This window comes from Sphingobacterium sp. xlx-130 (assembly GCF_011007405.1).
In the GTDB taxonomy this organism is placed as follows: domain Bacteria; phylum Bacteroidota; class Bacteroidia; order Sphingobacteriales; family Sphingobacteriaceae; genus Sphingobacterium; species Sphingobacterium luzhongxinii.
Genome location: NZ_WFKN01000001.1, coordinates 254201 through 268816, shown reverse-complemented (window position 1 = coordinate 268816; position 14616 = coordinate 254201). Strand labels below are relative to the sequence as shown.

General features: G+C 35.9%; 12 protein-coding genes. 7 read left to right on the top strand and 5 right to left on the bottom strand.

All coding sequences use genetic code 11. The features are described 5' to 3' along the window. Positions 1-22: 22 nt before the first annotated feature. The 6 genes from G7B18_RS01090 to tnpA all read left to right on the top strand — a co-directional run bounded on the left by G7B18_RS01090 (position 23) and on the right by tnpA (position 6832). Positions 23-1603, top strand: coding sequence for an Eco57I restriction-modification methylase domain-containing protein (locus tag G7B18_RS01090; RefSeq protein ID WP_205601686.1), 1581 nt, complete (start codon positions 23-25; stop codon positions 1601-1603). Between the two features lie 6 nt (positions 1604-1609). Beyond that, the gene (locus G7B18_RS01085; RefSeq protein WP_164121896.1) at positions 1610-3250 is read left to right on the top strand and encodes an AAA family ATPase; all 1641 of its coding nucleotides are present in this window, start codon (positions 1610-1612) and stop codon (positions 3248-3250) included. A 9-nt stretch (positions 3251-3259) separates the two neighbouring features. Beyond that, positions 3260-3931, top strand: a complete 672-nt coding sequence (locus tag G7B18_RS01080) for a hypothetical protein (RefSeq protein WP_164121895.1) — start codon at positions 3260-3262, stop codon at positions 3929-3931. Positions 3932-3976: 45 nt separating this feature from the next. Next, the gene (locus G7B18_RS01075) at positions 3977-5203 is read left to right on the top strand and encodes a hypothetical protein (protein ID WP_164121894.1); all 1227 of its coding nucleotides are present in this window, start codon (positions 3977-3979) and stop codon (positions 5201-5203) included. Positions 5204-5206: 3 nt separating this feature from the next. Then, positions 5207-6403: a hypothetical protein gene (locus G7B18_RS01070; protein ID WP_164121893.1), complete on the top strand. Its 1197-nt coding sequence runs from the start codon at positions 5207-5209 to the stop codon at positions 6401-6403. A gap of 162 nt (positions 6404-6565) precedes the next feature. Beyond that, complete coding sequence (tnpA, locus tag G7B18_RS01065) at positions 6566-6832, top strand: IS66 family insertion sequence element accessory protein TnpA (protein WP_164121892.1); 267 nt, start codon at positions 6566-6568, stop codon at positions 6830-6832. A 280-nt stretch (positions 6833-7112) separates the two neighbouring features. Here tnpA and istB read toward each other — a convergent pair whose 3' ends face one another. From istB to G7B18_RS01040, 5 genes are all read right to left on the bottom strand, one after another. Next, entirely contained in the window at positions 7113-7844 is a 732-nt protein-coding gene (gene istB, locus G7B18_RS01060; protein WP_164111992.1) for an IS21-like element helper ATPase IstB, read from the bottom strand. A 29-nt stretch (positions 7845-7873) separates the two neighbouring features. Then, entirely contained in the window at positions 7874-9418 is a 1545-nt protein-coding gene (gene istA, locus G7B18_RS01055; protein WP_205601685.1) for an IS21 family transposase, read from the bottom strand. A 484-nt stretch (positions 9419-9902) separates the two neighbouring features. Further along, positions 9903-10628, bottom strand: a complete 726-nt coding sequence (locus G7B18_RS01050; RefSeq protein ID WP_164121891.1) for a hypothetical protein — start codon at positions 10626-10628, stop codon at positions 9903-9905. Positions 10629-10727: 99 nt separating this feature from the next. Beyond that, on the bottom strand, positions 10728-11948 hold the full coding sequence (locus G7B18_RS01045) for a hypothetical protein (RefSeq protein WP_164121890.1): 1221 nt from the start codon (positions 11946-11948) through the stop codon (positions 10728-10730). An 11-nt stretch (positions 11949-11959) separates the two neighbouring features. After that, entirely contained in the window at positions 11960-13234 is a 1275-nt protein-coding gene (locus G7B18_RS01040) for a DUF6161 domain-containing protein (RefSeq protein ID WP_164121889.1), read from the bottom strand. Positions 13235-13734: 500 nt separating this feature from the next. On the opposite strand from G7B18_RS01040, the gene G7B18_RS01035 reads away from it, so the two are divergent. After that, complete coding sequence (locus tag G7B18_RS01035; RefSeq protein WP_164121888.1) at positions 13735-14469, top strand: hypothetical protein; 735 nt, start codon at positions 13735-13737, stop codon at positions 14467-14469. The last annotated feature ends 147 nt before the right edge of the window (positions 14470-14616 follow it).

Below are 14616 nucleotides of genomic sequence, written 5' to 3'. Positions count from 1 at the left end.
AAAAATGCTATTTTTGCTAGCTATGGCGGTTAAAAAAAACTACAGCTTATTACCTTCAGCATATGCAGATGATCTGGGAGAACGGTATTCAAATACTGTCGAAAAGGAGCACAAGAAGAAATTAGGACAGTATTTTACCCCCAGAGAAGTTGCCACCTATATGGCGACATTTTATAGAGTACCGGCAGACAAGACCTCTATCCGTATCCTCGATCCAGGCTGCGGACTTGGTATTCTATCCTGCGCCCTGTGTGAGCATATTGTCAATTCCGGCCACATCCGGGAGATACATCTAGATGTATTTGAGACAGATTTGCCCTTGATAGAACTAGCAAAGAAATCTTTAGCATATTTACAAGAGTGGATGCAGCATCGAGGTGTCCAATTCAATTATCACGTCTGTGCCAATGATTTTGTTCTGCTTAATACCTCTGTATTACTAGGAGATGTGCCTACAGACACCTACGATATAGCCATATCCAATCCACCATATTTCAAGATACCCAAGGATGATCCACTACGGAAATTAACCAAATCCATTTTGCACGGACAACAAAATATCTACAGCATTTTTGTTTTCTTAATGACAAAGTTGCTGACCGACAGAGGCACGATTATCTTCATATCACCAAGAAGTTTTACATCCGGTGGATACTTTAAAACATTTAGAGATTTTGTATTTAACGAATTAACTATTGAAAGCTTGCACTTGTTTCATTCCAGAAAAAAAGTATTTAAGAGAGACAAAGTATTACAGGAAAATATTATTGTATCCGCTAAAAGGCTTCCTTTAGAATTTAGACACCAGGCTGATCTATTTGGAGGTATGGATGACATTGCTATTTATCAATCCTCTGGAATAGATGATATAATTTCCTGTTCAGTCAAGAAATATCACATATCTGAATTGGTCAATCTTTCGTCCGATCAGAAGATTTTTCACATACCAATGTCGGAACAGGATGAGAATGCTATCGCCATATTCAAGAGATGGACAAATTCATTCAGCAAATCCGGTATTAAAATATCTACTGGACCCGTTGTTTCTTTCAGGGCCAATGGGCATGTGGTTAAGAAGCCAGCTGATAATACAGTACCTCTGATATGGTTAAATAATATTAACAAGATGGGTTTGAAATGGCCGATATTGGAGATTAATGATGAAAGACCCCAATATATAGTTCAGGGCGATAGTGCAAAGTCTCTTTTTGTCCAGAATCAAAATATGGTTATCATAAGACGATTCAGTTCAAAAGACGATGCAAGTAGATTGGTAGCAGCACCACTTTTCAAAAAAGATTTTAAATATAAAAACATTGGCTTGGAAAACCACGTCAACTATATTTATGGTAAAGAATCGCACTTAACCGCGACTTGCGTATGGGGAGTCGCTGCTTTACTTAATAGTACCCTATTTGATGTTTATTTTCGTACATTTAATGGTAATATTAATGTCAGCGCTACCGAATTGAGAGATTTACCATTGCCCGATATGGATATTATCCTTAAATTAGGAGAATCAGTCAGGAAAGTGGTTGATTTAGATCAGGACAAACTGGACAAAATTGTTAACAAGACTTTTAAAGTAACCAAATATAATTAATTAGTAATGAGTATTGAATCTCGTTTAGAAGAATGCGAAATCATTTTAAAAGATTTAGGTCTGCCAGAGTCTGTTTGTAAAAGGAAAGTGGCTAAACTAACTTTTCTTGCGCTTTGTAATATCAAGCCCGAGTCGATTTGGCGAGATGCTAGCAAGCAAAGCATGACTGTCAATAATGATATAATGGCTTTTGCCAATGATTATTATGACGAGGAGTATGCGACTGGATCTCGAGAATCGTTTCGTAAATATGCTATACATCCATTTTTAGAACAAAATATAATTTTGTTGAACCCAGATAATCCCAATCTTAGACCCAATAGTGCAAATACCCACTATGCAATTACCGATCTTGTACTAGAAACTGTGGGCCAGTATGGAACTCCTGAGTGGGAGCAAGCCATTAATAATTTTAAGCTTAACCAATATCCTAGCAATAAGACAACAGATTTTCAAGTTACGAAAGTTACTATAAAAAACTTTAAATCAATTATCGACAGTGAGATAGAACTGGGCCGTGTTAATGTTTTCATCGGAGAAAATGGTTGTGGTAAATCTAATGTGCTCGAAGCTATCGCACTATCTTCCGCTAGTATTACTAATGATTTAAACTTTGATGGTCTTTATAGTAAAGGCGTGCGGATAGCACGACCAGATTTGATGGTCAATTCCTTTGTAGAAAAAAAGCAGGCATTACATATAGATCTAGCTATCGACGGACGCGTTGATTCGAATATTGTCGAACTGAAAAATAGTTTATACCCATCCAATATCGAAGAGTTTTATCCAGATTGGAAAGATCGATTAGTAGAAGAGCATTTGGAGAAAATTATTCAAGAACTAGGTAAAGATATAGATATTGATACGGAGGAATTTGAAGATAATATCGACATGTTTCGTTTAATAGCGAATAGCATATCAAGAGTTAATAAGCAAAAGCAGCACTTTCAAAATACCTTTAATAATATACTAGCTGATTATGCTATTTTTGATTTAAATACCAGATCCCTTAGAGGGATAATTCCAGTAGATAGTCGAAAAACTCCGTTGGGTATTAATGGCGAGGGATTAGATTTATTGATTTCTACATTCAATACTTATGAAAGGGAACAGCTAATGAAAAGCTTAGAATTGTTCTCTTGGTTAGATGATATTAAGACAGACAGAAATGACCGCCTTAAGCTTGAAGGTTTAAAGCTAGGAAGGAGTACTTCTGTATTGTACTTTGTAGATCGTTTTATGCAAAAGCAGAACAATACATTGTCTGCCGAAAATTCTAACGAAGGTATATTGCATGTGTTGTTTTACTTAGCATTATTTATTAGTAACAAGACGCCGAATTTCTTTGCTATCGATAATATTGAAACAGCTCTGAATCCAAGGCTTTGTCAGAAGTTGATTAAAATATTAGTGGTATTGGCAAAGGAGAGAGGTAAACAAGTATTAATCACTACACATAATCCCGCTATTTTAGACGGGCTTAATGTGACTGATGAAGATCAGCGGTTATTTGAAGTTTATCGTACATCTGAAGGCAATACCCGTACTCGGAGGATTAAATTCAAGTCTGATTTGAGTGATAAAGGACTTAAGCTTTCCGAAATGTGGATGAATGGTGCACTAGGAGCTGTTCCGACCAATTTTTAGAATCAAATTATGAATGATAATACTATTATTGGCGTTATTTCTGAAGGCCCAGCAGATCGTGCTGTTATTGCCAATATCTTGAAAGGCACATTAGGTATAGACGAATCTAACATTCGCGCATTATTACCCATTAATAAAATCGATGAGACAGATCGGGCTAGGGTAAAGGGAGTTGAAGAGTTCGGAGGATGGACATCAGTAAAGAATGAATGTATTGAAAAGAAGATTATCAATCAGTTTCTTTCAATGGATGGTCAAGATTTTATTGTTATTCATCTGGATACTGCCGAGGCCAGTCAATATGGTGTTAGTTCCATTCCGACAAAAAATGACGACTATGCAGAGAATTTGAGAGCATTAGTTGTGGAGCTCATAGATGGTTGGTTAGAAGATCAAGACGTTATAGATAGTACCCTACATGCTGTAGCTGTAGAAGAGATCGATGCTTGGCTATTGACCATATATGATGGAGGTAAAGATTCATCCCAGTCATCCGACCCCAAAAAGAAGCTGGGTTTTATATTAGGAAAAGATGGAATAAATACGACCTCGGATTATAATAACTATCTTAAATTGAGTAAGCCTTTTTCGAAACCCAAAGAAGTCAAAAGATTTAAGTTTACAGAGAGAAATGCTAGTTTAGCCACGTTTGTTGACGAAATACTGGCTATTGATAATTAACAAAAGTACATTCATTGGAATGCACTTTTTTATAGAAGAGAAAAAATGGTAGTAAAATCGATTTTACGAGACGAAAGAATTGATGCTTTCAATGCGTCAATGGAGATATCTATAGGGGAATATCTTGAATTTGCAAAATCAATCATAGATAATAATGAATTTCAAAGAAAAAAGGTAATAAAATCTAAAATCAAGGAGATTCTTAAAGAAGACCTACTGAGAGGATGTCTAATTCCACCAATTGTTTTAGCTACTACAAATAGTTTAGTAACTGAGCTGAATGCAAGTCAAGATATAAATGTATGTCAATCCATCATTGATAAATCTGTTGAAAATCTAGAAATCTTGATAATCGATGGTTTGCAACGAACCTATGTAATGATGGAATTGGAAGAGGAATTGTCAAAATCAATCTCCGATTCCAAAGTGAAGGAAGAAAATCTCAAGAAATTGGATGTTTTGTATAAACATAAGTTTCGGGCGGAAGTATATCTTGGTCTTAGTCGTGTTGGTTTACTCTATCGAATGATTACTCTTAACACCGGCCAAACGACAATGTCTACCCGACACCTTATGGAGATCTTATATTTTGACTACTCCCGAATTGGTATTGATGGCATAAAGCTGACTACAGATAAAGAAGAAACAAGAGTAAGCGATACATTAGACGAGTTTAATTTTAAGACTGTATTAGATGGATTTAACTCTTATTTGGAAAGAGATGAATCTTTGATTGAGAAAACAGAGATTTTGGATAATATTAAAAGTCTAGAGGTCCTTAATAATGAAGAGGGAAAAAAGGATTTGTTTAAAGAGTTTGTTTTAACTTTTAGAGATTTTTTGCAAGTTATGCAGGGAAATCTTAATTATTGGACTTTTGATGCAACTCAAGTTGATGATGCGTTAAAACTTAATGCTAATCCTTTTGGAAAGACCGTTTTGGATATATTTAAAAAATCTCAAGTTTTAACCGGTTTTGGTGCAGCACTAGGCTCTATAAAGGAGAGGGAAGGCTGTCGTTTAGGCGAAATTAATAGATCTTTTCAGTCAATTAAAGTAGACGGTGCAGACTGGCAGTATGCAATATATCAAATGCTAAAACATCTTGATTTAATAAAAGAGAAATCAAAAAAAATAGGGAATGATCAACGGTTTTATTTCAGAAGCTTTTTTAAAGGACTTTTTGATAGAGATGGAGAAGTATTTCTTAATTTTAATAAAGCTTCAGAATACGCATATAATCGGACGAGAATAGAGAAAGATTATAAGTAAGAAATGCTAAAACTTCAAGAATCAACGACTAAAGAGGAGCATTTATTCTCCCTGCAAAGCTCAGTAAGTAACGGTAGAATGCAATATCAGTTGTCTAGTACAACCTACTCTGGATATACTTTAGATTTCGTACTTCAACATGATGAAAAGAGGTTTTATAAGGGCTATTCGGTAAAAGTATACCTGTTTAAGAATCCATATTTCTTACAAGGTGATGTCGTTGAACTTAGGGTTGGCAATGATATTCCAATAAAAAGTAGAATTGGATATTTTTTTCGATTAGATGCGTTGTTTGAAGATCAAACTGTGGAATTATCTGACCATACATATTGTTTTGCTCGTTATGGAATAGAGTATATTTTCGGTCAAGCAGAATCATTACAAACTAAGATTCCAACTATTTCTGCCACGCCTCCGAAGATTGGAGATTTTTTTGAAGATGATACCGTAATACTAGTAGTTTGTGACCAGTTAACTGCAGGAATTTCAAACTTTTCTATCGAACACCATTTACCAAGTCTTTTTCTTTCTGGATTCACTTTTTTTTCAAATATAAATCCAATAGAATATCTTAATAATTCTAACCTGATAGAAACTAATTATCAGAAAGTTAAACAGAACACGCCAATTGATAGTCATTCGATTCTTAAAATAGCGGCTTCCAACATACATTTAGTTGGAGAGTATTTTCTCTATTATCTTTTTAATTCTTTATTACAGCGTAAAAATGAAGTTATTACCAGATTTATTATTCTCTATCAAGTCGTTGAAGTTTTAATCGATAAAATTATAATTTTTGAAGTTCAAACCAAGGTCTGTGAAAATCTATCGAATATGACGGGAAAGAAAGTGAAAGATGTTCTTTCAGAGCAAAGCACTGAGAGGAAGAGAATTCAACTTTTGTTTAACACCTATACTAAATTAAGTGATCATCAGAAGTCAGCTTTGAAACAATCATTGCTAGATTTCTTTTTTCATGTTGGAGATTTAGAGTATTCTGAAATAGAAGAACATGAAAGTTTGCAACTGGCAAATATATTCTATGATTTTAGAAATAAGTTAGTCCATAATTATCGATTGTTACACGACCCAGGAATTGATGTTGCAACAACAGTTCAGATGATGGAAAAAATTAATTTAGAGGCAGAAGTGGTTATAGCTAGTTTTATTATTAGTTTTTCTCCCCGAGAAATGGCATAAGGCTATTTCCCCAATGCAACCAAGTAGGGGTATTTCCTAGGCTGGCAATTTTTATCGAATCATGGCTAAACTTTAGCACAAAGACACTGAAGCCTTCCCCGTTTGGTAGACTTACCTGTTTTTCAGACAAATTAAAAATGTTAAATTAGTTTGTTATATAATATGAAAAAGAGCAAGTTTTCAGAACATCAGATCGTCAATATTCTCAAAGAATATGAGTCAGGTAAGTCTACAAAGGATATCTGCAGAGAGCACGGGATCTCAGCAGCTACCTTCTATAAATGGAAGCAAAAGTACGGAGGTATGGATGCTCAGCACCTTAAAGAGCTGAAAGCTCTGCAAGAAGAAAACGCCCGTCTAAAGCGTATGTTTGCAGACTTAAGTCTTGATCACCGTATCTTAAAAGATATCATTAAAAAAAAGCTCTAAAGCTTTGTGAACGTAAAGAGCTGGTGAACGGGGTTATAGATGAGCAAGGAATCAGTATTCATAGGGCATGCAAGATTGTCTGTATGAGTCGTAGTATGTACTACTATGACCACAAAAAGGACGATCAAATAGTTATTTCAAAATTAATGTATATGGCCTCCAGATATCCCACATGAATATTCCGACAAAAGTACACCACGGATTCCGGACGAAAGTACACCAGATTTAGTGACCAATAACCCGAGCTATTTTACAACTGGATTGTATTAACTTTTCAAACTTAATTATTTTTTTTCTTTCTCAAAGACTTACCCTGTAGCGGGAGTCTGTGTGCGGAAGCTGTCAATCTGTCCATTATCGCGTCCGCAAGTGTTGGCTCATCAATAAAGTTGTACCATGCTTCAATAGGTAACTGAGAAGTTATCACAACGGAACTGTTTCCATATCTGTCTTCCAGTATATCAAGCAGTGCGAGCCTAGTGTCGGCGTCTATAGATTTTAACCCGAAGTCATCCAGTATCAACAGTTTTTGGTTTGCAATACCCTTTATCCATTTCAGGTAGGTTCCATCAAGCCTGGTCTGTACAACAGTATCCATAAAGCGGTTCATACTGAAATATAAAGTTCTAAAGCCCAGCAGACAGGCAGATCGTCCCAGCGCGCATGCCAGGAAGCTCTTGCCCGATCCTGTTGCTCCTGTGATAAGAACATTTTCTCCTCGATGTATAAAAGAGCCGTCTGAAAGTCGAAGTACCTGTTCTCGTGTGATCCCCCTTTCTGCATTGCAGATGATCTCTTCCGGAAGAGCGTTATACCTGAGCCGGCTGGCTTTGAGATATTTCTGGGTTCTGGTATGGTCTCGGTATTCGAGTTCTGCCTGTACCAGAGATCCCAATAGTTCATGGACATCCTGGGTTTCGTGTACCGGTAAGGCGGCGACTGCTTCATAGCGGCGGGCCATGCCAGTCAGGCGCATTGATCTGAGCTGTTCGATAGTTTGATCTGTGTTCATTTCTGTTTTTGGTTTATGTGTCTGTTTTTTTATTTGTATTCATCGGCACCCCGGATGTTCCGGTGCAGCGGAATGGTATAACCGACAGTGGGCCGGTCATCTTTTTCCAGCATATCCATTTTGTTGTCCAGGATATTTTTTATGGCCATATAATTAAAGCGGTGACCTTTCAGTCCCCTTTGACAGGCGGCTTCTATCCGGTCAGGGTAAAGCGAGGCCAAGCGGAGTAACCCCAGACAGGCCTGATAGGACTGGTCTATGATCAGCTTGCTGTCCATCACCTTTTGAAAGTATTCTCGGGTGGCAACGCCGTATTTATCAGCCCTTGAAAGATAGTCATCAGGGTTCCAGGCCAGGCGGTCACGCAAATGGCGGTGATGTGGTGGTTCATGATTTCTGTCGGTCGTATAACCGTGTTTTTTATAGCTGCGCCTGTGAAGGGCTACACGGGTGCTTCCGATGTAGATTTCAACGGTATCAGTACAATAAATGATATTTACCGTGCTTCCGATATGTTTGGAAGGTACACTGTAGAAGTGCCAATCCTCTCCAAGTACCACATGATAATCACGCTGCACCTTTGCACGTGTATAGTGTTTCATTATGAAAGAACTTTCCGGCAACGGATTTAAGATCGGTTTTTCACTACTCTCAAAAAGCTCTGTTCTGCTGAAAGTCTTGCGCTGGAAGTTTTTCTGATGGTGTGCCCCAAGCTGTAGTCGTATAGCCAGGTTAAGTTCGTTCAGACTGGTAAACACCTCATGTCTAAGTGGTGCGTATATCCGTTGATAGGTTATATTTACAGCACCTTCCACTGATGCTTTATCCCGTGGCTTTGCAGGACGTGTGGCAAGAAGGGCTATGTTGTTGTGATTGGACCATTGCTCCAGCATATCGGTGAACTTTGGTTCGTAACGGTTGCTGCGTACGACCCATTGTTTCATATTATCCGATTTTGCCGATAAGGGTACACCTCCAAAATAGTCAAGGGCATTGTTAAGCGCCCGCAATACCTGTGGTAGAGATGCATTAATGAGTGCTTCCACATAACTATAGCCACTGAAAGGCAATACGGCGACCAGAACGGGACAAGCTATCAGTTCACCACTGTCTGTATCCACATAATGCAGCATATCACCAGCAAAGTCTACTTGCAGCAGCCTGCCCGGATCATGTTCAAAACGCATGGTGGCTCCCTGTTTGCGGATATGTTCCTGAAGAAGCTCGCAGAATCTCGAATAACCAAAGCCACCGGGATATTCATTGATATATTCCTGCCATAAAAGCTGACGCGTAACACCTACCCGCCGGAGTTCAGAAAGCAGATAGGAAAACTGTGATTCGAGATGTATCCGACGGGGATCTTTTTCTATTGATTCCGTTTTGCCCGCATTAAGGTAAGCCGCCAGCTCGGCATCAGCAAACAGGAGAAGTTCCGCAATACTTAGTCCGCTATCTGCAAAGCGTTGTAAATAACTCGCAATGGTACGTCTATTGATACCGGTCTCCCTTTCGATGGAACGCTGGGAAAAGCCGCGTTCCAAAAACAGCAATATCTGTCTTATCTTCTGCATATTTAGAGGTCTGTTTGCCATATCGTTAGGTCTAATACAGGCCCAACTTAGCAGTCTTTTTTTCTTAAATATCCAGTGGTGTAGTTTGCTGCGGAATTATTGGTGCACTTTGTGTCGGAATGGCAGTCTTTCTAAAACAGTTTAAAAGACCGTCAACTTATAATTAGGCTGCTGAAAATTTACACCAAAGTGGTGTGTTTTGCAGCGGAATCACTGGTGTACTTTGCAGCGGAATCACTGGTGTACTTTGCAGCGGAATGGTGGTGTAGTATGGTGCGGAATATGCAACCGATATCAAAGATATTATTGTAGTGAGGCTGTGATTGTATAATCTGGCTTAGAAAGCAGGATTAGGGGCACCTTAAACATTGAGGCACCGGCAGAGGATATTTCTTGTTTGATAAGGAATTGATTTTTGTCTTCGAACAAATATCTAATTCCTTCATTACATGTTATTTGATCAATCATCTCTCTATTTCCAGATCTAAGCATAACTTAGATTTTTGTTATTATAATCAACAATGTCCTTATCAGTCTTATGTATCATAGAAAATTTGCTGAATTCGTTATACATATTCTTGATTCTACCTATAGTTGATATGATATCCTCATGAGGACGTACAAATGGTGAATTGAGAGGAAACTGATGCGTGAATTCTTCAACTAGAGTTTCTATTTTTTCGTCAGATTCTTTAAAGAAAAGCTTCAAAGAATAATCTACAATTTTATAGTCTCCAAGTAGATTTACGTTGATAATAGATGTGAAATTATTAATTTCAAACGTTGAAAAATGAGTGTTTTTATATAAGAGAATTTTAAATGGTTCTATTTCCCTTAAAAGTGCGTACATAACATAACTGCATTGTTGATGATTGTTAATTATAAACGTAGGAGATGTCGTGTTTTTTGCTTTAGAAATATCATGAAGAAAATTTGTTACAGTCTTATCCTTTTTTAAGCGCTGGTTCGAAATATCTAATTGTCTGTAGATGATATCTATTACTCTATTGAATTCAACTTCTTTTTTATTATTTTCGATTTCTTCTTTTTGAATTTTTATCTGTTCCTGTTGAGCTTTATAAGCATTATACACATAAATAGAACCAATTAATGATAGCACGATTCCACTTAAGCCCGTAATTACTTCAAAAGTTTTAAATTGTTGTTCTTCTGCTTTCTTTTCTACAAAAGCAAAAGCTAGTACATACATAATTACTATGAATAATATAAGAAGTACTATTTTTATCGATTTTGTGGTATACATATTAAATTATTATCCTTTCGTATAATCAATTATTTTAATAACTATCTAATTAAGTCCAAAACGAGTTACTCTCTGGTGAAGATATTGATGGCGGTCGATAAGATTATCGTATGTTATTAGTTTTACTTGTTTTTGACCATATATTAGAGCTTGGTTGATTAGCTCTTGGTTTTCTTGTCTGTATTCTTCTCGACCCATTAATAAACTCAGGTTGAAATCTAATGAGGACGTATCTATTCCTTCATCTTTTAAACGTTTAGCTATCTCATTCATGTTTATATCATAAGAAAAGTAGTTGTTATATTTCTTACCTACTTGATTAAAATAACGTTGGGCCTGTTTTAATATTCTAGGAATTTTAGTCTTAGCGACAAATCTTTCATTAGGGAGCTTTACTTCAAATATTTCGTTTTTAGCTAGACTGTATTCATGTTTGAAGTTTATGAAATCACTCTCTACATATTTTTTACTATGGGTATAATAGAAATGCTTTTCATAAAGCGATTTATAATAATCTTCACCTTTAAGGAGGTGATTATTTGAGTTCAATAAATCATGAATTTCCTTTTCATTTCTAAGTGATGGGTTTCTTTCGTATTGCCTAAGCATTTTAAGTATATCATCTCCCGTAGCTTCAACGATATTGGTGCTGTTTCCTACCCAGATATAATCTAATCTTTTACTGTTGTGTTGGAATTGGTCCGACAAGACACGTAATTTATAGGATCGTGTTTCAAATATCTTTAAATCTAATGGATGTTTTCCTTCACTATCAATATCGAGGTCATCTAGATCAGATTTCAAGTCATCTAACCATTTATCTAGCCCACTAGCCAATTTATTGTTACTAATACCGATTCGACTAAAATCATCGGGTTTTATTATAATTCCATTGTGATACTTCAGCGTATCCGACCGAGATGGAAATAGCGTAAAAAAATCTTCGCTTATTAATAGATTATTGTTCATTAAAAAGAGGGGGATAGCTTTTAATTTGAAATTCTTTATCGAATAAACTGCTTTTGTCTTTCGAAGCCATTCAGTTAGCTCATTTATCTCTTTTTCGAATTCAATAGTACTATAATCTATAATAATAAAGTCTAAATGCTTCTGTCTTTCTATAATTGTGTCTGTAAGAAAGTCTTTTGCACTATCTACGGTGTATTTTACAATAACATCCTTTTTCGATTCTATATAATCTCCCTCGAACATTTTAAAATAGGCCGGAGGTAGCAAGCTATCTTCGCTAATTAGTAATATCTTCACAAAAAAATGAATTAAGGCTTAGTAATCAAGCTAGAAATATTAGGCATAGTTGGGGATGAGTCCTCTTTTAGTAATCCGGTATCAGACCTGCTGAATAAAGATTGTAAGATAATCTTGCGTTCTTCTTTATCAATTGCACCTTTCTCTATCATCGATAGGTATAGATAGGTGAGTTTTTCCCTTTCTTCTGCATCCCGAGCTAGGTGGTAGTTGCTGAACATAAATTTCAGAAGTGCTCTGGCCACAATAAAAAATATGGAAACAAATATTACGAAGACTAAGGACCAGCGTATTGCAGCGCCTTTATCTCCATCAAAAATGGACGTCATCAAATCTGCTGGCGTGTGCCATAGTAATAAGTATACTGCAGCTGCAAACAGCAAAGAAATACCAATAATGCCATACAACAAATTATTTCCTTTTGTTCTCAATTCTGTAGCACGTTTAGACCAGTATTTAATAGGTTCATCTAATTCGACTTTACTGCGATAGCTAGATTGAATGTTATCTATATCATCTTGTGACTTTTTTCTGAACTGCTCAACGGCTCCTTTTTCATTAATGAACCAATCTGTAACCGACTTTTCTTTTGTAGTTTTAAATTCAATAAGCTGATCTGTATGGGTTTCAAAATCTTGTTTCAATTTAGAAATATGAGTCGTTAACTCATTCTCATAGTCATTTGAAAGTTCTTCAAATCTGGAGCGCAATCTATCAAATGATACTTTTTCTTTTAAACGCCTATTGAATATATGTGAGTTGTCCTGATTTCGAAATTCATACGCCATGAATAATCCATCGATAGTTTGTGTCGAATTTATGGATTGATTGATGCCTGCTAAGTAATAATAGGCAGGATCAACTAGGCTTGAGTTTTTAGAATTGAGAGCTATTAGAAAGTCTACTTCCGGAGTGTCGAATGGAAAGGGAGTAGTATTTCTAATGTTAGTTATAGTGTTTAGTACATTGCTGTTAAATAGAGAAATAATAGATTTTTCTGAGTGGTTCTGGTTCTGAATATCTTGATTTATAAATTGTTGTAAGGAAGTTAACGTGTTCCTGAAATAATTATGGCTATTGTTAAGGAGGTTGCTTGGGATTGTATTTTTTAACTTATCCCATCCAACAAATTGGCTATAAAAATATTTATATATATTAGACAGCCCTTTTAGCTCAAACTGCGTGTTCAGGTACGGATAGGAAATTGTACAGGTAAGCTCATTTAATTTAGCCACGAAAACAGAGCTACTAATTAAATTTCGAGCTTCATCGAGGGGTAAGGCCATAGTTAAGTTCTTTGGAATAATATTGTTTGGTAACACTTCATAAATTTACTGAAAGCAATTATTTAAAGCAAAGGAATAAAAATACTTTAAAGGATATTATAGAAAATCCCATTTATCAATAGTAGACGACATCATATAATACCTTTAAGAGATTGGTTAAAATAAATATCCTGAACCAAGTCACGGTTTTCTTTTCAGAGACTATCTGACAGTGAATTTTTTTTAACAGACATATTTTTCTACCTTGTCACATGTAAAGTAATCTTATATTATGAAGTATTTATTAACCTTAATTTTAGCTGTCTGCATATCATTAACTGGTTCAGCACAAACCAAACCTTTAAAATCTAGCAATTCAAAGCAATATAGAAGTGCAGAGACGGGGAGGTATGTTATGAAAAATACAGCAACGAAAAGTCCAGCAACGACTTATAGTACACCGAGAAAATCCAGTAGGAAAAAGTAGAGACTTACTAATCATAGTCGTTATTTGTTAAATAATGAAAATAATAAAAAAATATTACTTCAATTCAGTGATTGTTATCGTTAGTGTATTGATAGTTATTCTTTTTTTGTCGCCATTTAACACTGAGGTATGGGGAAACGTCGCGGACTGGATTCAAGCAATATGCGCAATTACTATGGTAGCGATAGCTTTCTTAGCGTTAACTTCCTGGAAAAATGAAAAGAAGCTTGAGTACGAGGCTGAAGCTATAACAAAATCTTTTGAATCCTTAAAACTCTGTAAAAGAATTTTAGATATTGGTAGCTTTAAAGACGAGTTCTTATCCTTTAAAGAGCAAGATTCTATCGCAAAAGATTACCCTATCGCTGTTAAGGCTTTGTTTTTATCTATTCCCTATGATAGAATGGTAGCGAAATACGATGATGATATCCAAAATCTAAGGACTCTATCTTTAAAAATGAAAAAGCTATACAATAATGAAAAGGCATCTGTATTTTACAGATTCTATGATGAGATAAACGAAATAATAAAAAATGAATATGACAATACACATAGATGGTTGAAAATGAACACTAGTCTAGTGTGCTTAAGTTCGGAGGAATACTATCGTTGGGTGTATAGAGGTGTTGGGACGATAACTCGTTCAGAAGTTGATGCTTTTCTGCTTAGATATCCAGAAAAAAAAAGGATAGAAAAATTAGAAAGATTATTTGTAGACGTTCACTTTAATGAAGGCGTTGAAGTTATTTCTAAGGCACAAAAAGTTTAGGTTTATGGATGATCTATCCATGTACTTAATTAAGCTGTAATTTGACAATAATTGGTTTTGGCCTATTAGGTTGTCCGAATTCGGAGGCTTAATTATTATCGTAACGGGGCCATTTCTGAATTATTGGAATTATGGAGACACGAGCTT